Here is a 15,971-nt window from a genome sequence, read left to right as displayed (position 1 = left end):
GCTCCCATCTCCTTCCAGGAGAACTACATGGCCGACTCCTTTGGCGCCAACCTCATGGCCGGGCAGTTGTCTGTGGATGAAGCGAGTCCCGAGTCTCGCTTCTTCATGAGCCCTGAGCACTTTTCAGTAGCTCAAGTCAGTGGTAGCCGCCATGTGCTCAATGTGTAAGAATCCGTGAGTGGTAGGTTGATCGGTCCTGTCGCTGATCAACACGAAGAATGGCGCTCACACTGGCAGCGTCATGCGTTACCGCAATCTCATCAAGAGCAATTTGTCATGGTGTGATACCCCTGCGGTTTCACAGGGCGCAATAGGCGCGCAGTGGCTTCTAGATGCCAAGGCAGGCGTACTGATCCCGAGCCTGTCATGCGTTCCCAGGTATCCTGATATACCGATAAAGAATCGCGCATCCAGTCCCAGTGACAAGCGTATGGGTTCTTCCCGCGCAACTTGCGCAGACGGGTATGGGTGGTCGCTTCTGCAGCGAGCCGGTGTGCCGAACAGCTCAGGCACGGCGAGAGCCATGCAGTCCAACCTTGGTCGCCGGGAGGCGCTAACGACGACAGGCGTCTGCCGCCAGACAACAACCGCGTCGAGAGGCAAATTCGTCCAGTGGCACTTCAAAGGGCGAACCAGTTGTTCGTCGGTAGCTTGCGTGCCGGTCAGCGCGCTGTTTCGGTGATGAGCCTGGTGCGCTCGGCTCGGCCCAACGGGCATGACCTCTATGCGGACTTGCGTGACGTGCTCGAATGCCTTTCGACGCAGCTAGCCAAGCATATGGAAAGGTGATCATTGGTGAGTTCGAGACCACCGTAGCCGGCGATGAACGAGGTGTGGGGACGATGCGCTGAGGAGGTGTCCTTGGACCTTACTGGAAGTTTCTGGACGAACTTGTTGCCGAGGGTGAAAAATGAGGCTACAATTAAGGTCTTCGCTAGTCAAGCCAGCGAAGAAAGTGATTGGGAAACAACGGCTTACGGTCTTAGTAAACGTCTCGTTTCCCGCTCCAAATTCGAAAAAGGGAAGCGCAGGCTTCCCTTTTTTACAGGGCCGGCCGTCCGGCCCCGCGTGGCGCGATAGCAAAGCGGTTATGCCCCGGATTGCAAATCCGGTTAGACCAGTTCGACTCTGGTTCGCGCCTCCAGATTTTCCTTGTATATCAAGTACTTAGACGCCTCGGACCTCCGAGGCGTTTTCGTTTCTGCAGTCAGAATCAGCCAGATTCAGTGGTTCTGCTACCCGAATGGGTAGCATTGCTACCTTCCATCGGATCACTTTGCGCGGTTAGTCGGGTTGGGATACAGTCGCACCCCTCAACGAGTGACCGGAGCGATTCATGGCATCCATCCAGCCGCGGGGGAGCAAGTTCCAGCTGCGCATCAAGCACAAGCTGCTGCCCAAGCCGTTCTTCTTCACCTTCAACACTGAGGCTGAGGCGGTCGCCTACGGCAACCAGCTAGAAGCCCTTCTGGACAAAGGGTTGATCCCCCAGGAGCTTCTGACGCCAAAGAAGGGGGATGCTGTACAGCCGCTGCTCTTGGACGTGGTGAACGGGTTCACCAAGGATCCGCATGTACTGATCGCGCAGACGGAACTGCCGACCCTGGAACTGCTGGTCAAAGAGTGTGCAGGTCTTCGCATGAGCGACCTGACCTTCGACTACGTGAACAAGCTGATCGCCAAGTACAAGGAACGAAAGCTCGCACCCGGCACAATCCGCAAACGCATTGGTGCTTTGTCGAAGGTCGTGGATTGGTACTGCCGCACCTATCAGGAGGATGGGAAGGTCGTGCACACGAACGTGCTCAAGATGCTCCCAAGGGGCTACAGCCAGTACGCGAATCGGGAGGTCAAGGATGAGCACCGCGACAGGCGCCTCACTCCAGAGGAGGCTGCACGTATTCAGGCGGCTTTGGCTGGTGAGAAGCGTGAAGGACGTGAAAGGGCCTGGGGGCCAGACCCGGACTTCGAGATGCTCTACGAGTTGTTGGTTGAGACGGGTCTGCGGTTGAAAGAGGCTTTCTCATTGCCCATCGAAAGGATAGACACTCAGAAAGCAATCATTCATCTGGCGGGCTCCAAGGGCCACCACGGAGCGGAAAAACCTCGCACGGTGCCTCTGAAGAAGGCACTGAGGGAAAAGCTCAAGACCTACATTGAAGGAAGGTCAGGGCTCGTCTTTCCGTTCTGGGATGGCACCAAGGAGGATGTGAAGAGGTGTCAGCTGCGACTGTCTTCAAGGTTCAGTACCTTGTTCGATTTCGCACAAATCCCCGACATCACCACGCACGATCTTCGGCACGAGGCATGCTGCCGATGGATCACGTTGCGTGATGAGAAGGGGTGGATCTTCAACGAAATGGAGATCTGCAAGATCATGGGCTGGACAGACCCAAAGATCATGCTTCGCTACGCTTCCTTGCGAGGCGAGGATCTCTCAAGTCGGCTGCTGTAGCTGTACCAGGTTGGACAAATCAGGCAGCGTTGGGGCTGCCTTTTTTCTTGGTGTTGGGACCACGATCGGCGTTCCTTGTGACGGTGCAGCACCGGGCTTCTTTAGGGTGAGACCGTCCCTTGCCATTTCGTTCAGGCGCTCGATGAGCGCATCCCTGGGGAAGATCCGGTCATGACCGAATTTCACACTGGGGATGGCTCCGTCCCGTGCAGCTTGGTCCACAGTGGAAGGCTGGCACTTGAACAGCTTGGCCAGGTCTTCCGTGTAGAGGATCTCCGGCAGAGTCATCGTTCACTGGGAAGCATCAAGACGATGGAGGTGTGTACGTCGTCCAGGTAACCCAGTTCCATGAAGAACAGCCACGGAGGTTCGCTGTCATCCTGGGTTGCAGGATGAGGAGGGCAGTCGGTGTATTCGATGTCACGAAAGTAGACGAGGTTGCCATTGCCGTCATCCACAGTGATGGTGCATCCGCCTTTTTCAGGGGGGTAGACCTTCAGGCGTACCGATGCGAAGCTGTCCTTGCGGAAGTGGTTTTGAATCTTGGGCTCAGTTGCCAGGATGTCCAGGAACCAGTACGCCCCGCCACCGGCATGCTGGGCAAATGCCCGGACGCCTTCGGTGTAGGTGAAGCGGCGCACGAACGAGTGACGGAACAGGCGTGCGGAGCCGGTGAAGTTGGTCAACAGTTGCTTGAGGGATGGGCCGTCCATGATGCGTCCTTCCAGAAAAAGAAAAAGGCCCCGAAGGGCCTTTGATATGGTTGGTTTGATGTGAGGCTCAGTTGGCCTCGAATTCCTCGGCAGGGCTGCCGGCGTTGAGCCGTTCCTGAAGCCAGCCGACGATGCGTCCGCGCGTTCCTGCAGTCCAGGTTTCACCGTTCTGAGGATTGCGGTAGGTCACGCCTTCTTTCACCGGTCTTGGTGCCGGGGGAGGGACACTGCCGCGGGGTGCGCGATTCTTCTTGGCGTAGGGCTTCACGGCCTTGATTCCTTCGTCGAGGGTGAAACCAGCGGCCTTGAGCTTCAATGCGTACTGATCGGCCAGTACCTTCAGCTCTTCAGCCTTTTTGGTGTTCAGGGCCTGAGTCGCATGCTCGATCAGTTGCTGCAACTCGGTGTAGCTCAATCTGGAAATGTCAGGCAGGGCCATTGGGGATCCTCTCGATTCGATGTGCCGATGGTACGCCACTCAATTCAGCGGCATCGGTGGGCTTGCTGGTGCAGGAGCCAACGAGTGCCACGAACAGGATGACGCAGAGGGTAGTGGATTTGTTGCTGTCTCCGATGGAGATCAGCCAGGCACAGAAGATGAGGGCGGTGAGCATCACGCACACTCCGGCTTAGCGAGATCCAGAATCTCAGTCAGGCGTGCAATCAAGCGGGTGCTGTATTCTTGATTGGGGTGGACACCATCAGGCACGTCACCGTCGTGGAATTCCACCGATCCCCAGTCGGCAAAGTACACCCCGTATTCGACTGCCAGCCTCTCGGCTATGGCGTTGTACGGCTCTCGATTGGGAATTCCCCCCTGGCTGATGCCAGTGATCATCACGATCTTTTTCATCGCCTGCGCACGCTCGATCATCGAGCGCATGCTTGTCTCGTAGGGGAAGTTGTGGCCTGCGTCATTGATGCCGTACTGGATGACCACGACGTCTTCTTCGTGTTCGGCCGACAGGAAGATCGGCAGGAAATAGAAGGCGCTGGCTCCGTTCTGCGAGTGGTCGGTAACGGTGTACTGCGGTCGCAGGGTCTTGAGCGTCATCGCAGGCGGGCTGCTCAGGCGCTTCACCAACTCATAGCCTCCGTACATCACCGAATCACCCCACAAGGCTACGGTGCAGTTCTCGGGGTTGGTTTCCGGTGTGGACGTGCTGGGATCCGTCACCGGCAATTGAATGGGCGCTCCGATGATGGGCATGCCTGCACCAGGCCCACTACCTCCGCCACCGCAACCCACGAGCAGGATGATGACAGTCAGCAGCAGCGTTCCAATGACAAAAGAGACGAGGATGTTGTAGAGGTTCTTGAGCATGTTTCAGGCATGAAAAAAGCCCGCTCAGTTGCCTGGCGGGCTTTGGTGGGAAGGGAAGGATCAGAAGTAGACGGACAGGGTGTCCAGGAACTCCAAGAAGCTGGGCAGCTTCGTGATCTCGCTGTTGCGCCCTCGTGCTTCCTTGAGCGTTACCACCTGAAATTCAGGCGGCATGCGCAGCACGAACTTCATGGCGTTGTCGAAGTTGCTCTTGTCCATGCGCGCTGCAATAGCCCCGGAAAGCGCATAGAGCACCGAAGGTTCTTGGGGCACTTCCGTGGTCAGCGGCGCACGCAGGATGGCGTCGAACGTGGGCAGTCGCGTGTGTACCTCCAGGAAGGACATGAACTCGCTGGCGATGCCATCGGTGACCACGCCACCCAGGGTGCTTCGCAGCAGCGGGTTCTTCTCTTCCATGATCTTCAGCAGACGGTCTGCCATTTCCCAGGTGCGGGGACAGGCGTAGGTCTTGTCCGAGTGATCGGGCTTGAAGGTGTAGAGGCGCTGCGGCAGATGCCGGATATAGGAGGTGATCCGGTAGTCGATGCCCTTTTTCATGGCCCAGGTGAGCCAGGAATCCACGTCACAGCGCAGTTCCAGATGGGCCATGCGTGACTGCAAGGCCGTGCTCATGTCGTGAACGATCGCGTTGTCGGTGGCCAGGTTGCCGGCTGCCACGATTGCGCATTTCTGGTGCAGGGGCTTCATGCCGGCTGCCCGGTCCAGGATGAGCTTGTAAGCGGCAGCTTGCACCGCGGGTGCGGCCGAGGTCAGCTCGTCCAGGAAGAGAAGCCAACCACTGTAACCATCGGGGATGGGGTCTGCCTCCAGAGGGAAGTGAGCCATCGGAAGGTATTCAGCGCGTGAACCATTGAGGTTGGCGAAGCCGTTGATCTCGGTGGGGTCGTACTGTGCGAGCCGCAGGTCGATCAGCTTCAGGTTGTACTCACTGGCCAGTTGCTCAGCGATCTGGCTCTTTCCGATGCCAGGGCTGCCGTGGATCATGGGAACGATGCGGGCTCGGATGTAGGCAGCCATCATCTCGGCCGCTTGGGTGGCCGTAACAGCGTATTGGGAAGTGGGCGTCATGATTTGGTGTCTTGTTCGGATTCGAGTTGTTCGATGAGCCAGGACAGGAGAGGGTTTTTGATCGCAGGTATGAGATCAAGCCGTCGTCAGCGACAGGGTTCGTTGGAAGGTGGTCTTCTTCACCTGCTTCTCCTTCAGCCCTCCCTGGATGAAGTACTGGTGGATCAGGGTGTTGACCAGCCGCACGCCCAGGGTGTTCTTGTCGTAGTTCTGCTTGACGACTTCCATCACCTTGTCGGTGACGGTCTTCTTCTTCACGTCCTTGAACAGGGCCAGGTAGTCGTGAAGCAGCGGACTGTTGTCCAGGATCTTCTGCAGATCACCCAGGGTGGGCTTGCTCATGCCAAAGGCCAAGCCAACACGACCCAGGAACTCGGTCTTCACGCCCATCTCGCGTAGGCGGTCGATGTCGATGTTCTCTTCGCCGTTGAAGGCACCTGCGAAGATGAAGAGCACCTTGTCTGTCTTGACCGGGATGTACTTGCCATAGTCACCGAAGACCGATGCGCTGCCTTCGAGCACCTTCAGGAACTCGTTCTGCACGCCGTTGGTGGATTCATGGGCCAGGTCGCTGTTGTTGTTGCCGCTGATGAAGAGCTTGTCGAACTCATCAACGAAGCAGATGCAGGGCGAACCCCCTGCTTGCAGCAATGGGGTGAGTGCTTTACTCAGGCTGTTGCCCGAGATCCCTTCCTTGGTCAAACTGGCAGCGTTCACATCGAAGTAGGGCAGCTCCAATTCATCAGCCAGTGCTTGGATGGTGTGGCTCTTGCCGCTACCGCTGGGGCCTGTCAGCATGAAGTGCGGTCGAATGGCACCTTCACTGGACTCGAAGATGTTGAAGATGCGGCGAATACTCTCGACGGATTCCACGGACATGGTTGTTCTCAGCTTTGTTGTGCGCTCAGTTCTTTGAGCAAGGTGTTGTGGTAGATGAAGAGCAGAGAGCGCACTTCATTGCGATCAATGACGGGGAGTCGGGACTCGCTGTAGCGCACCACGCTGTCCAACGAGTCCATTGTTGGGAAGAGCCCCATTGGCACCGCCCGGATGGGCGGCTGAGAGCCCGCTGTCAAGCTCATGCAGGCACCTTGTTCCTGAAGAGCTTGTTGAGGTAGTTCAGTACCTTGCGCAACTCGGAAGGAGTAGGCGCGTTCTCATCGCTTTCCTCACGCTGGAGCAGAGGGATTTGCTTTTGCTCCGTGGTGAGTTTGCGCGAGCGACGATGATTGATCTTCACGTCAATGCCGCGCTCCACCAGCATGCGGATCACGGTTCTGCGGGAGGTTTCGGTTTCTTCTGCGATTTCGTTGATCGTCATTGCGTTGGAGACGTAGCAACGGCAGTAGTACATCTGCGTTGCCAGGGGAATGCAGCGCACGGTCATGTCAATTCCTTGTTTTGTTGGTTTCAGGAAACCTTGAGCTACGCTCTTGGCTTATTCCACGATTTCAATAGGGTAGGCTTTGCCACCAATTCGTTTAGGTGAGGCAAATCTGTCGGCTTCAGATTCAGATATGTACCACTGGGCACCAACGCGCATACCCGGATAGAGATTCACCCAGACTGTCTTTTTGGTTTCTTCCATGAATAGATCATCGGGGTGGAAGACCTTTTCCGAGAAAACACCATTCTTGTAAGCGTGTCGAATCGAAACTTCCCCATCAATTCGGAACAAGACTTGTTGTGAGGGAATTCCCTTGGCGTCGTAGGCGATGAAGGAGACCTTCTTACCAGATCGAGTCACGACAGGAGCCCCTTTGAGGGCTTCAACGAGGTTAAAAAATTTCATGCGGTGATCTCCTGATCCTGGGTCTGTTGTTCTTGGTTTTGGGGGTCAGTCTTGGGAAGTTTGCGCAGCCACGAAGCCGGGTAGTCCGCCCAGCCGACCTTGATATAAGTGCCTGCGTCGGTCAGTTGCTGAATCTCGGGGTTGGTGCAGCGCCAAATACGTCCGAGCTGGCTGTGTTCTCCACGGATGTATTCCACTTTGACGTGCAATCCGAGGTTGGGGCTGCGTCCCTGGCCGAGGCCGTTGATGACCTCGCAGATGTCACCGGCTTTGATGGGCTCCATTTCAGTTCACCGAGGTCATAGTGATGGAACACTTGATCCATTTTTCAGAATCGAAAGGGATCCACACCCCAGAATCATTCCCGGTAGGCGAGCCGCTGATTGCGACACCTTCCTTCGGGGCCGTAAACAGGACCACAAGAGGGTTCGAGATCCCTTTTTCGTAATCTTCTTTCCACATACGCAGCGCAGGAAACTGCTCAGGCTCTGCGTTACCGACCTGATTGACTTTGATCTTAATAGCCACGGTTTTCCTTGCCAGCCTATCGGCTGGATATAGTCAAAAAAAGAAAAACCGATGTAGTTAGTACATCGGTTTAGAAGTTTTGAGAACTTCTGGAGAAGTTCTCGGGAAGGGGTTAGGCCGTGACTGCCTCTTCCATCTTGGTGACGTACCAGGCTTTGGCCTTGCGTGCGATCGGGCCACCGATCTTCTTGTGCTCGATGCCGTTGGCGATCAGGGTGTCGGATTCCTCTTTCACCACGTCCGCATGGACCCAGCGGATGAAGTCTCCGATGCTGGTCATGTCGAAGGGCTTGAGCTGTTCGTTCAGCAGGTTCTGTAGCCCTTGTTCCAGTCGGGCTTCCGTGACAGTGGCCTCGATGAATTCGTTGATGTTGGCCAGAGCTTCGAGATCGGGGGAAGCCAGGGTCTTCACCTTCGAGGCGCTGTGCTTCTCGCCCTTGACCTTGAACCAGTATTCGGGGTCCAAGTCATCACTGCGGAACCAGACCACGCCTTCGCCGATCCCCGAAACGCCGAGAGCACGGCCCACAGGACATTCGGCTTCGACGTCTTGGGTGATCGAAGTCAAAGCTGCTTGAGCAACCTCCGGCTGGTTGAAGTCGATCCAGAGGCTGTAAGTCGGGAACTCGTAGATCGAGTGGATGCTCGGGTCGATGCCACGCAGGTTCACTGCGGAGATGTCGAGCCACTGCTCACCGATCTTGGCGGCGAACACCACAAACATCTTGGGCAGTTGGGTCAGAGCCACGTTGCGCTGAATGTTCCCTCCGCACCATTCACCGTAGATGGCCAGGCTGTGGCCTTCCGTCTCTACGTGAGGCGCGATGGCATCCCACACGCGATCCACCAACTCCATGACTTCCTCACGACGGCTGCTCATGTGGGTGCAGAAGCCAGCGTTGTCCTGCTCATAGGAGAGAACACGCTCGCGGGACTGGAAGGACAGTTCGGCATAAGGACCATAAACGACTGCTGCGTTGGTGCCGTGCAGCTTCACCAGCCCGGTGAATTTCAGCTTGGGATAGGCGCCAGGATCTTGGAATACCGGGTTGCCGGCCTCGTCTTTGCCGACATAGCTGGCCTTGTGCTTGACGTTCTGCACAACATTGCGGAACTGGCCGATGGAAGGGAACTTGATCATTGGTTTGGTAGGGATGACTGTCTGTGGTGTCCCGATCCAGCCACGATGAGGCTTGGTGAAATCGGGATAAAAAAAGGGATGAGCAGACCTATTGGTCCACTCACCCCATTCATAGAAGCGCCCGGAGGGCGCAGTGCCGTTTACTGCTCTGTTGGGATCACCTGATCAGCTCAGGGCGTACTCGCTTTCGCGGATTTGCTCGGCCAAGTTGAAGCTGTGCTTATCGAACGTGCCTGGCATGCCGTAGATCTGGCTGAGGATGTCGTCGAGCACGTTGCTCTCGGCAACATCCGCCAGGATCTGCTTGTATTGCCAGCGAACCCAGTTCAGGTTGTTCGGGTGAGCCTTGAACTCGTCGTGCACCGTGATGAGCGGGAACGGCTTGTACTGAAGCATCCCTTCGATGATCTTGTGCAGCTTCGACAGGTGCTCATCATCCAGGTGCTGGACAGTGCGCTCGTCCAGGTAGGGCAGGATCACCACGTCTGCGATGGTGCTGCGCTTGTACTGTTCGATGTAGTAGGCGATGCGCTTGGGAGCTTGCTCCAACTCACGCTTCACACCGAACTTGCGGGCCATCAGCTCAGCGTCGATAGCTGCGGCAGCCTTTACTGCGACCTCACGGTCGTAGTTGCAGCGACGCTGCATGCTGCGCAGAACCCAGGCATCCATGCTGTGGGTGACGTTTGCCACGTTGGACAGGCCCTTCTCCTGACCGATGTTCTCGTCGAACTCGTAGGAGAAGGTGGAGTGGTTCAACTCGTCCACCTCGATGCGCACCTCACGCTTGGTCATGACCTTGATCACCGCGTCGAAGCCGTCAGGCAGCTTCCAGCTGTGAGCCAGGGCGTAGGGTTGCCAGGAGGCCAGCAGCACTTGCAGCAGCTCCCAGGCACCAGGCGCAACCTGTTGCATGGCCTCGTAGAAGGCTTCCAGTTCAGGCGTGCCCTCACCGAAGATGCGCTTCGGGGTTGCCTTGGAGCCATAGAAGCTGGTCATCACAGCGGACTTGGCATCCTTTCGGTTGACCGCCAGAGGGTTGGCCAGAAGCTGCCCCATTGCATCGGTGACGATCGTGTAGGCGTCTGCACGCACACCCTTGTCCACCATGCCTGTGGCACGAGAGCCCGAGACACAGCCGGTCATCGCAGACATGACTTGCATGCCCGAGCAGCAGGCGTCCAGGCCAACCAGGTGTCCAGAGGGCAAGCCCTTCTGCGCCTTGCGCACAGCCAGCACGGCTGCGAAATACAGCGGTGCTTCCTTCCACTTCTGGTCATTGGGCAGTGCTGCTTCATCTTCCATGCGCTTGCGGCCCAGGTCTTCGAGCACGCTCAGGTTGTCCGTGGTCCATTGAATGCGCTCCTCGAAGAGCTTCTTGTCCAGGCCCCATTGATTGGCCACGTCGATCAGCAGGTATTCCCAGCCGGTGAAGAACTTCATGATGGATCCTTGAGGTTTGTTGGTTTAGACGGGTGCGCCAGTGACGATTTCTTCGTCGGCCAGTTGCACCGCAGCTTTCTTGAACGCAGTGCCTTGCGTGCTGATGTGGTAGCCCTGGGCGTAGATGCGGCCGCGCTTATCGACCTTGTTGGTCAGGTAAAAGCGGTTGCCGTTCTGCACCATCAGGTCGTAGAAGACATACGACTGCTTCTTGAACTCGGTCCAGTTGTCCACCTTCTGCTGGGTGTCCAGCTCGAAGGTGGGCTGTTCCTCAAACTCGGACACCAGTTCGGTGTTGAGCTTGAGAGGGACGCGGTTCATGAGGTTGAGCACGTCCAGGCAGAGATCACCGTCATGGTGGTTGCCAGATCCGAGCACCAGCGAATCGTTGTGGGTGAGGTAGCCGCTGCTGTAGTTGTGGGTCAACTCCAGTGGCTCACAGACCATTGGCGGCAGGTACTCCGAATTGAGTACGAACTCCACCAGCTGGTCGCTCAGAGGAATGCGCGACTGGACATACAGGCTGGCCTGCTTATCCTCTTTCGTGACGTCGCACAAATCCACCATTGCCATGATGGCCACCATTTCAGCAATGGTCTTGATCGAGTCAGCTTTGTCGCTGAACTTCAAGCGGTTAGCCAATTGGGCAGTGGCCGACGTATACAGCTCAGGACCGTAGAAGTAGGAGATACCGACCATCATTTCCATGACCAGTTCGTCCAGATCCAGTAGCTTGAGCTGAGCAATGCGCTCGTTCTTGGAGGCGTAGAAATCCTGGGCCATCCATTCATTGAGTGCGCTGACGCACTCGGCATGTTTGGCCTGCATTTCTGCGCTGTCCAAGATCTCTTTCCTGATCTTCGCGTCGATGTGCTTGCGGTTGTACCGCTGCTCGATCATCTCCTGCTTGATGACATCAGCAAAGGTTTCCATGTACTACCTCACTTTCTGTTCAAAAGACGCAGCAATACATTGGCCTCATTCTTGTCGTTGAGGTAAGCAATGTGCTTGCCTCCTTGTGCGTAGACAAGCTCGTACTTGGTACGCCCATGCAATGTAATTTCGACAATCTTGAACACAACTATCTCCTGTGAATTTGGTTTGGCGAGAGCGCCCGGAGGACGCCCTCTGTGAATCAGACAGAAGCCAGCGAGTAGTGAAACTTCTTATTGCTGGCGATCAAGTCCCAGGTGTGCTTGGTGCCACCATCAGCAGGCACATCACCCTCACCGAAAGTGAAGGCGAGAACACCACCAGTTGCAGTAGCAGCAACCTTGCGGTTGCGCGTGAACATTGCGCTGTAGCCAGGCGCTGCTGGCTCAAACGTGCCAAAGCAACGGTCATCCTGTGAGGCGTCAAACAATTCCGCGCGGGTGTCTTCGCCCAGGGCTTGGCTGAACTGGTGGTGGTAGTAATTTGCAGCAGACCCAGCACTCTTACGAACACCAACGAAACTGAAATCAGTCTCATCCATAGGCGCAGGCAAATGCAGCGTCAGTGCTCCGGCATGACCCAGAGTCAGCAGGCGCACAGCAACATGGTCTGCCCAAGCAGCACCACCACTCACCACATGACGGCCAGCAGGAATCACTTCCAATGCAGTGGCCACCATGAAATCCCAATGAGCCTTGGTCAATGGGGTGCCACGACCAGCCGTCCCAATGATTGCAATTGGCTTATTCATACAAAACCTCCTAGTTAGCTGTTTGCGAGCTTCAGCAAATACTCTGCATGGCAGCGTGCAGGAGCACACCAGCACACCAGATCCTTGCCTTTCAACTCAGCGCGAATCCTGTTAATTGCGTCAGGATCACGCCGAAGAATCTCGTCGATCCACTTGATATGGGCATCGCATGCTTCATCACGGGTTGCGACCTTGTGATGAGCAAGCGTTCCGTGATCCAGATGCGAAAAAGGATTGCCCCATTTCGATGGACGACCGACGTAAACAGAACCTTCAGGCATGCCACTCACACGCTTATTCAGCACGCGAGGCTTAGTCCCTTGAACAGGCACCACTGGTTCTCGCTTGACGCGATAGGGCGTATTCCAGGCCATGTCTTTCTCCTTGGTTTCCCAGACCGTGACTGCACAGCGCAGCCACTCCAACGCATTTGCGGAGCACTCGAAAGGCAAGAAAAAAAGCCACGGCCCAGAGGTACGAAGCGACTTGCGCGTTACCGTGCAAACGTGGCCAGAATGTGAACCAGTAGGATAAATCCTACGTAGTCACTAGGGTAATGTCAGGCCCTGATGGCTCAGGTGACGTGCCTGTCTGTGTGTGTGTGCGAGGCGAAAAGAAAAAACCACATCCCCGAAGGGATGCGGTCAAGTAACACGAAGGTGTTAGAAGTCGAGCTTGAACTCCGAACCTGCCTTCGGCTCAGCGAGGTTGAACTCGACGATCAGCACATCCTTCATGCGGCCGGCTGCCTCGGGCTCTGCCTGCAGCTTCTCGAAGAGCTGGCGCTCGAACTGCTGGCTGACGCGCAGCGGGATGCCGTACAGCTTGCGCTTGCCTCCAGCGGCAGTGGGCAGGTACAGGTTGATGAAACCAGCAGCCTTGTCCTTGTCGTCACGAGCAGCGGCAGTGTTGTTGGAACGAGCGTTGAAATTCAGACCCATGATGAAACTCCAAAGATGAAACAGGATGAAGCGGCACATACCGCCACCTCATCGGCGGTAGCCGTACTACCGCGATACAAGACAGACGCGAACTACCTCAGATACCGCATGCCAACAAGATGCCTATGCCTCCATAAACAAGAACGGTTGCCACAAACTGCAAGAGATTATGTGTGTCGAACGAGCAACGGATTTTCATACAAGTCGTTAACAAGGTGATGCATGGTCGGCTGAGGGCTGTTGTTCAGACCTCAACTGCTTGACCGGGATAATTGAATAGGGGAATTGCGACCTACAAGAATTGGTAGGTCGCAAATCCCAGTTACTGTTCTAGCGGAAATCGCAGCGTTACCTTGAGGTAATAGCGTTCGGTGCGCAGTCCCTTTTGAACGGTGACAGACCAACCACCACCATTCATAGCGCGACGTGTGCGAAGGGCATCGTCTTTGTTGGCCAAGACGAATACCGCGTGGCTTTCAGAAGTACGAGCAACCAGGCAAGAAGGTGTGCGCTTGGAAAGAGCAATGAGCTTGTCGATTTCGGAAGCAGCAGACATTTGGTTGAGCATGAGAACTCCAGAAGGTTGTTGAAGATGTGGAGATGTGTTTGTTGATCTCCTTCTCATTAGCGGAGCTGTTAGCAGTTGGTATATCGGTTGGGTATCGGAAAAGAAAAAAGCACCCGAAGGTGCTTTGTGAGTGGGAACTGCGATTCAGAAGGGTAATGACGTGTCGTCATCCTTCTTCGGATGCAGGCATTGCTTTGCTCGCTCCTGCCTTGTTCTTGCAAGCTCTCGCTCTGCGATTTGCAGCCTGCGATACGCTTCCCTGGTCATACGTGGATACACGTATGCAACAGGAGTGGGCAGATCAATCAGGCGAATTGTGGGTTGAGACATGGCACAAACTCCTAATGATCAGCGATGGCTGACCTTCCAGTTATATGCGGTAGCATGAATTGGATAGAGCTTGGTGATCTCTCTAATGACTCACTGTCTTGGTGTGTTTGTGTAATGTGTAATGTGTAAAAGGCTCAAGCCTCCGAAGAGGCTTGAAGCTGGGGATTACTGGACTTCGATCTTGGGCAGATCGGTAGTCAGAGCAGGTTGCTCCAGACCAAGGCGCCGACGACGTTCACGACGAGCAGCAGCACGTTCGAGAGAGGCCATCTCGATGTCATGATCGACATCCTTTACCCAGGAATCAGCGTGCTTTTCACACCATTCACCGGTCTTGGCGAATGCATTGGCATAGTGATTGACACCACGAAAGAGAGTGGAGGCAGCAGATGCAGCATCACCAATGGCTCCGATGACAGCACGGAACGAACTCATATAAAACTCCTACAGGGGTTGAGGGAACGACGGACATGCACATCCGCCATCTCATTAGCGGAGCAGGGTAGGTAAGGCGAGAACGCAGGAACGAAGCATAGGGGGGGGGGTGGATTCGGATTTACGGGTTCACGTATGTAAGTGAACCGCCCCGGTTTTCGCGGAGGCTCCCTCGTTTGAGAAGATGGAGCCATCATGAGGAAGTCAGTGAAGTTTTCGCCGGAGGTTCGCGAGCGTGCGGTGCGCATGGTGTTCGAGCACCGAGAGGAGCACGAATCGCAATGGGCGGCGGTTGTATCGATCGCCGGCAAGATCGGCAGCACGCCGCAGACGCTGCTGAACTGGGTGCGTCAGCACGAGCGTGACACGGGTCAACGCGAAGGCGTGACCACGGCCGAGGCCAAGCGCGTCAAAGAACTGGAGCGCGAAGTGCGCGAGCTTCGCCGCGCCAACGAGATCCTCAAGCTGGCCAGCGCGTTTTTCGCCCAGGCGGAGCTCGACCGCCGGCTGAAGTGATGTACGCCTTCGTGGACCGGCACCGCCAGCGGCATGGGGTCGAGCCGATCTGCAGGCTGCTGCAGATCGCCCCATCGGCCTGCCGGCGGCACGCTGCCCGGCAGCGCGATGCGGCCTTGCTCAGCGGCCGAGCCCAGCGAGACCAGGAACTGATGGCCCACATCGAACGGGTGTGGCAGGCCAACCTGCGGGTCTACGGCGCTGACAAGGTCTGGCGGCAACTGCAACGCGAAGGCCACACGGTGGCGCGCTGCACCGTCGAGCGCCTGATGCGCCGCATGGGGCTGCGTGGGGTCGTGCGCGGCAAAGTGGTGCGCACAACGATCGGCGATGCGCGAGCGCCATGCCCGCAGGACCTGGTCAACCGGCAGTTCAGCGCGCAGCGCCCGAACCAGCTGTGGGTGAGCGACTTCACGTACGTGTCCACCTGGCAGGGCTGGCTGTACGTGGCCTTCGTGATCGACGTGTTCTCGCGGCGCATCGTGGGCTGGAGGGTGAGCACGAGCATGCGCACGGACTTCGTGCTCGATGCCCTGGAGCAGGCCCTGTACGCCCGCCAGCCCGGCCAGGAAGGCTCGCTCGTGTGTCACAGCGACCGCGGGTCGCAATACGTCAGCATTCGCTACACCGAGCGGTTGACCGAGGCCGGCATCGAGCCATCGGTGGGCAGCAAGGGCGACTCCTACGACAACGCTCTGGCAGAGACGATCAACGGGCTGTACAAGGCCGAGTTGATCCATCGCCGGGCGCCCTGGAAGACCAGAGAGGCGGTGGAGTTAGCGACCTTGGAGTGGGTGTCCTGGTTCAACAACCATCGGCTGATGGCCCCGCTGGGCTACGTGCCGCCCGCCGAGTTCGAGACCACCTACTATCGCAATCTTGAGCGGCAGGCCAGCTCGGCCTGACTCAAGCCAACCAGCCTCCGCGAAAGCCGGGGCGGTTCAAAGTCCTACACCCGTACCCAGAATAAAAAATCACAAAAAACCTGCGATCCTGGATTTTTTATATATAC

General features: G+C 56.6%; 25 protein-coding genes, 1 tRNA gene and 1 other annotated feature. Of the genes, 5 read left to right on the top strand and 21 right to left on the bottom strand.

Annotated elements, in window-relative coordinates:
• Nucleotides 1-27: 27 nt before the first annotated feature.
• The 4 genes from LG388_RS20625 (at nucleotide 28) to LG388_RS20610 (ending at nucleotide 2,455) form a co-directional block, all read left to right on the top strand.
• Entirely contained in the window at nucleotides 28-168 is a 141-nt protein-coding gene (locus LG388_RS20625) for a hypothetical protein (RefSeq protein ID WP_153573857.1), read from the top strand.
• Nucleotides 169-468: 300 nt separating this feature from the next.
• Complete coding sequence (locus LG388_RS20620; RefSeq protein ID WP_074167576.1) at nucleotides 469-789, top strand: transposase; 321 nt, start codon at nucleotides 469-471, stop codon at nucleotides 787-789.
• A 281-nt stretch (nucleotides 790-1,070) separates the two neighbouring features.
• A tRNA-Cys gene (locus tag LG388_RS20615) sits at nucleotides 1,071-1,144 on the top strand.
• Nucleotides 1,145-1,336: 192 nt separating this feature from the next.
• The gene (locus tag LG388_RS20610) at nucleotides 1,337-2,455 is read left to right on the top strand and encodes a site-specific integrase (RefSeq protein WP_225784549.1); all 1,119 of its coding nucleotides are present in this window, start codon (nucleotides 1,337-1,339) and stop codon (nucleotides 2,453-2,455) included.
• Here LG388_RS20610 and LG388_RS20605 read toward each other — a convergent pair.
• The 21 genes from LG388_RS20605 to LG388_RS20505 all read right to left on the bottom strand — a co-directional run bounded on the left by LG388_RS20605 (nucleotide 2,438) and on the right by LG388_RS20505 (nucleotide 14,443).
• A complete protein-coding gene (locus LG388_RS20605) occupies nucleotides 2,438-2,743 on the bottom strand; it encodes a helix-turn-helix domain-containing protein (protein WP_225784548.1) in 306 nt (101 codons plus the stop codon). The genes LG388_RS20610 and LG388_RS20605 overlap by 18 nt on opposite strands.
• Complete coding sequence (locus LG388_RS20600; RefSeq protein ID WP_225784547.1) at nucleotides 2,740-3,168, bottom strand: DUF6876 family protein; 429 nt, start codon at nucleotides 3,166-3,168, stop codon at nucleotides 2,740-2,742. The genes LG388_RS20605 and LG388_RS20600 overlap by 4 nt, the downstream gene beginning before the upstream one ends.
• A gap of 67 nt (nucleotides 3,169-3,235) precedes the next feature.
• Nucleotides 3,236-3,607 (bottom strand): H-NS family nucleoid-associated regulatory protein, encoded by a 372-nt coding sequence (locus LG388_RS20595; RefSeq protein WP_225784546.1) that lies wholly within the window; start codon nucleotides 3,605-3,607, stop codon nucleotides 3,236-3,238.
• Nucleotides 3,594-3,782, bottom strand: a complete 189-nt coding sequence (locus tag LG388_RS20590) for a hypothetical protein (RefSeq protein ID WP_225784545.1) — start codon at nucleotides 3,780-3,782, stop codon at nucleotides 3,594-3,596. The genes LG388_RS20595 and LG388_RS20590 overlap by 14 nt, the downstream gene beginning before the upstream one ends.
• Nucleotides 3,782-4,492 carry an SGNH/GDSL hydrolase family protein gene (locus LG388_RS20585; RefSeq protein WP_225784544.1) on the bottom strand — a complete coding sequence of 237 codons (711 nt, stop codon included), beginning with the start codon at nucleotides 4,490-4,492 and terminating at the stop codon, nucleotides 3,782-3,784. Before LG388_RS20585 ends, LG388_RS20590 begins: the two co-directional genes overlap by 1 nt.
• Before the next feature lie 60 nt (nucleotides 4,493-4,552).
• A complete protein-coding gene (locus tag LG388_RS20580; protein WP_225784543.1) occupies nucleotides 4,553-5,581 on the bottom strand; it encodes an AAA family ATPase in 1,029 nt (342 codons plus the stop codon).
• A gap of 75 nt (nucleotides 5,582-5,656) precedes the next feature.
• Entirely contained in the window at nucleotides 5,657-6,460 is an 804-nt protein-coding gene (locus LG388_RS20575) for an AAA family ATPase (protein WP_225784542.1), read from the bottom strand.
• An 8-nt stretch (nucleotides 6,461-6,468) separates the two neighbouring features.
• A complete protein-coding gene (locus tag LG388_RS20570; RefSeq protein ID WP_225784541.1) occupies nucleotides 6,469-6,663 on the bottom strand; it encodes a hypothetical protein in 195 nt (64 codons plus the stop codon).
• Nucleotides 6,660-6,968 carry a hypothetical protein gene (locus LG388_RS20565; RefSeq protein ID WP_225784540.1) on the bottom strand — a complete coding sequence of 103 codons (309 nt, stop codon included), beginning with the start codon at nucleotides 6,966-6,968 and terminating at the stop codon, nucleotides 6,660-6,662. Before LG388_RS20565 ends, LG388_RS20570 begins: the two co-directional genes overlap by 4 nt.
• A gap of 51 nt (nucleotides 6,969-7,019) precedes the next feature.
• Nucleotides 7,020-7,373, bottom strand: coding sequence for a hypothetical protein (locus LG388_RS20560; RefSeq protein WP_225784539.1), 354 nt, complete (start codon nucleotides 7,371-7,373; stop codon nucleotides 7,020-7,022).
• On the bottom strand, nucleotides 7,370-7,657 hold the full coding sequence (locus tag LG388_RS20555; protein ID WP_225784538.1) for a hypothetical protein: 288 nt from the start codon (nucleotides 7,655-7,657) through the stop codon (nucleotides 7,370-7,372). Before LG388_RS20555 ends, LG388_RS20560 begins: the two co-directional genes overlap by 4 nt.
• A 1-nt stretch (nucleotide 7,658) precedes the next feature.
• Entirely contained in the window at nucleotides 7,659-7,901 is a 243-nt protein-coding gene (locus LG388_RS20550) for a hypothetical protein (protein WP_225784537.1), read from the bottom strand.
• A gap of 112 nt (nucleotides 7,902-8,013) precedes the next feature.
• Entirely contained in the window at nucleotides 8,014-9,042 is a 1,029-nt protein-coding gene (locus LG388_RS20545) for an RNA ligase family protein (protein ID WP_225784536.1), read from the bottom strand.
• A 165-nt stretch (nucleotides 9,043-9,207) separates the two neighbouring features.
• Complete coding sequence (locus tag LG388_RS20540; RefSeq protein WP_225784535.1) at nucleotides 9,208-10,485, bottom strand: DNA-directed RNA polymerase; 1,278 nt, start codon at nucleotides 10,483-10,485, stop codon at nucleotides 9,208-9,210.
• A 24-nt stretch (nucleotides 10,486-10,509) separates the two neighbouring features.
• Complete coding sequence (locus tag LG388_RS20535; protein WP_225784534.1) at nucleotides 10,510-11,418, bottom strand: hypothetical protein; 909 nt, start codon at nucleotides 11,416-11,418, stop codon at nucleotides 10,510-10,512.
• Nucleotides 11,419-11,426: 8 nt separating this feature from the next.
• A complete protein-coding gene (locus LG388_RS20530; protein ID WP_225784533.1) occupies nucleotides 11,427-11,564 on the bottom strand; it encodes a hypothetical protein in 138 nt (45 codons plus the stop codon).
• Nucleotides 11,565-11,620: 56 nt separating this feature from the next.
• Complete coding sequence (locus LG388_RS20525; protein ID WP_225784532.1) at nucleotides 11,621-12,169, bottom strand: hypothetical protein; 549 nt, start codon at nucleotides 12,167-12,169, stop codon at nucleotides 11,621-11,623.
• A gap of 14 nt (nucleotides 12,170-12,183) precedes the next feature.
• The gene (locus LG388_RS20520) at nucleotides 12,184-12,543 is read right to left on the bottom strand and encodes a DUF4326 domain-containing protein (protein ID WP_225784531.1); all 360 of its coding nucleotides are present in this window, start codon (nucleotides 12,541-12,543) and stop codon (nucleotides 12,184-12,186) included.
• 288 nt (nucleotides 12,544-12,831) lie between these two features.
• Nucleotides 12,832-13,110, bottom strand: coding sequence for a hypothetical protein (locus LG388_RS20515; protein ID WP_225784530.1), 279 nt, complete (start codon nucleotides 13,108-13,110; stop codon nucleotides 12,832-12,834).
• A gap of 322 nt (nucleotides 13,111-13,432) precedes the next feature.
• Nucleotides 13,433-13,678: a hypothetical protein gene (locus tag LG388_RS20510; RefSeq protein WP_225784529.1), complete on the bottom strand. Its 246-nt coding sequence runs from the start codon at nucleotides 13,676-13,678 to the stop codon at nucleotides 13,433-13,435.
• 495 nt (nucleotides 13,679-14,173) lie between these two features.
• Complete coding sequence (locus tag LG388_RS20505; protein ID WP_225784528.1) at nucleotides 14,174-14,443, bottom strand: hypothetical protein; 270 nt, start codon at nucleotides 14,441-14,443, stop codon at nucleotides 14,174-14,176.
• A gap of 195 nt (nucleotides 14,444-14,638) precedes the next feature.
• Between LG388_RS20505 and LG388_RS20500 the strand changes: the two genes are divergently transcribed.
• Nucleotides 14,639-15,864 (top strand): IS3 family transposase gene (locus tag LG388_RS20500; RefSeq protein ID WP_225784527.1). Its coding sequence is split into 2 segments (ribosomal slippage): nucleotides 14,639-14,927 and nucleotides 14,927-15,864, totalling 1,227 coding nucleotides; the frame shifts between segments, so codons are not numbered across the junction.
• Nucleotides 14,917-15,033, top strand: a sequence feature (AL1L pseudoknot). Its footprint overlaps the gene before it by 117 nt.
• Nucleotides 15,865-15,971: the final 107 nt, after the last annotated feature.

The organism is Xenophilus sp. Marseille-Q4582 (assembly GCF_916700565.1).
In the GTDB taxonomy this organism is placed as follows: Bacteria; Pseudomonadota; Gammaproteobacteria; order Burkholderiales; family Burkholderiaceae_C; genus Xenophilus.
Note: the sequence above shows the minus strand (reverse complement) of the source record. Positions and strands in the feature narration are given on the sequence as shown.

Bases quoted from the DNA above. Each gene is read 5' to 3' on its own strand.
- LG388_RS20625 (WP_153573857.1), top strand. From the start codon at position 28: ATGGCCGACTCCTTTGGCGCCAACCTCATGGCCGGGCAGTTGTCTGTG.
- LG388_RS20610 (WP_225784549.1), top strand. From the start codon at position 1,337: ATGGCATCCATCCAGCCGCGGGGGAGCAAGTTCCAGCTGCGCATCAAG.
- LG388_RS20605 (WP_225784548.1), bottom strand. From the start codon at position 2,743: ATGACTCTGCCGGAGATCCTCTACACGGAAGACCTGGCCAAGCTGTTC.
- LG388_RS20600 (WP_225784547.1), bottom strand. From the start codon at position 3,168: ATGGACGGCCCATCCCTCAAGCAACTGTTGACCAACTTCACCGGCTCC.
- LG388_RS20595 (WP_225784546.1), bottom strand. From the start codon at position 3,607: ATGGCCCTGCCTGACATTTCCAGATTGAGCTACACCGAGTTGCAGCAA.
- LG388_RS20590 (WP_225784545.1), bottom strand. From the start codon at position 3,782: ATGCTCACCGCCCTCATCTTCTGTGCCTGGCTGATCTCCATCGGAGAC.
- LG388_RS20585 (WP_225784544.1), bottom strand. From the start codon at position 4,492: ATGCTCAAGAACCTCTACAACATCCTCGTCTCTTTTGTCATTGGAACG.
- LG388_RS20580 (WP_225784543.1), bottom strand. From the start codon at position 5,581: ATGACGCCCACTTCCCAATACGCTGTTACGGCCACCCAAGCGGCCGAG.
- LG388_RS20575 (WP_225784542.1), bottom strand. From the start codon at position 6,460: ATGTCCGTGGAATCCGTCGAGAGTATTCGCCGCATCTTCAACATCTTC.
- LG388_RS20570 (WP_225784541.1), bottom strand. From the start codon at position 6,663: ATGAGCTTGACAGCGGGCTCTCAGCCGCCCATCCGGGCGGTGCCAATG.
- LG388_RS20565 (WP_225784540.1), bottom strand. From the start codon at position 6,968: ATGACCGTGCGCTGCATTCCCCTGGCAACGCAGATGTACTACTGCCGT.
- LG388_RS20560 (WP_225784539.1), bottom strand. From the start codon at position 7,373: ATGAAATTTTTTAACCTCGTTGAAGCCCTCAAAGGGGCTCCTGTCGTG.
- LG388_RS20555 (WP_225784538.1), bottom strand. From the start codon at position 7,657: ATGGAGCCCATCAAAGCCGGTGACATCTGCGAGGTCATCAACGGCCTC.
- LG388_RS20545 (WP_225784536.1), bottom strand. From the start codon at position 9,042: ATGATCAAGTTCCCTTCCATCGGCCAGTTCCGCAATGTTGTGCAGAAC.
- LG388_RS20540 (WP_225784535.1), bottom strand. From the start codon at position 10,485: ATGAAGTTCTTCACCGGCTGGGAATACCTGCTGATCGACGTGGCCAAT.
- LG388_RS20535 (WP_225784534.1), bottom strand. From the start codon at position 11,418: ATGGAAACCTTTGCTGATGTCATCAAGCAGGAGATGATCGAGCAGCGG.
- LG388_RS20525 (WP_225784532.1), bottom strand. From the start codon at position 12,169: ATGAATAAGCCAATTGCAATCATTGGGACGGCTGGTCGTGGCACCCCA.
- LG388_RS20520 (WP_225784531.1), bottom strand. From the start codon at position 12,543: ATGGCCTGGAATACGCCCTATCGCGTCAAGCGAGAACCAGTGGTGCCT.
- LG388_RS20515 (WP_225784530.1), bottom strand. From the start codon at position 13,110: ATGGGTCTGAATTTCAACGCTCGTTCCAACAACACTGCCGCTGCTCGT.
- LG388_RS20510 (WP_225784529.1), bottom strand. From the start codon at position 13,678: ATGCTCAACCAAATGTCTGCTGCTTCCGAAATCGACAAGCTCATTGCT.
- LG388_RS20505 (WP_225784528.1), bottom strand. From the start codon at position 14,443: ATGAGTTCGTTCCGTGCTGTCATCGGAGCCATTGGTGATGCTGCATCT.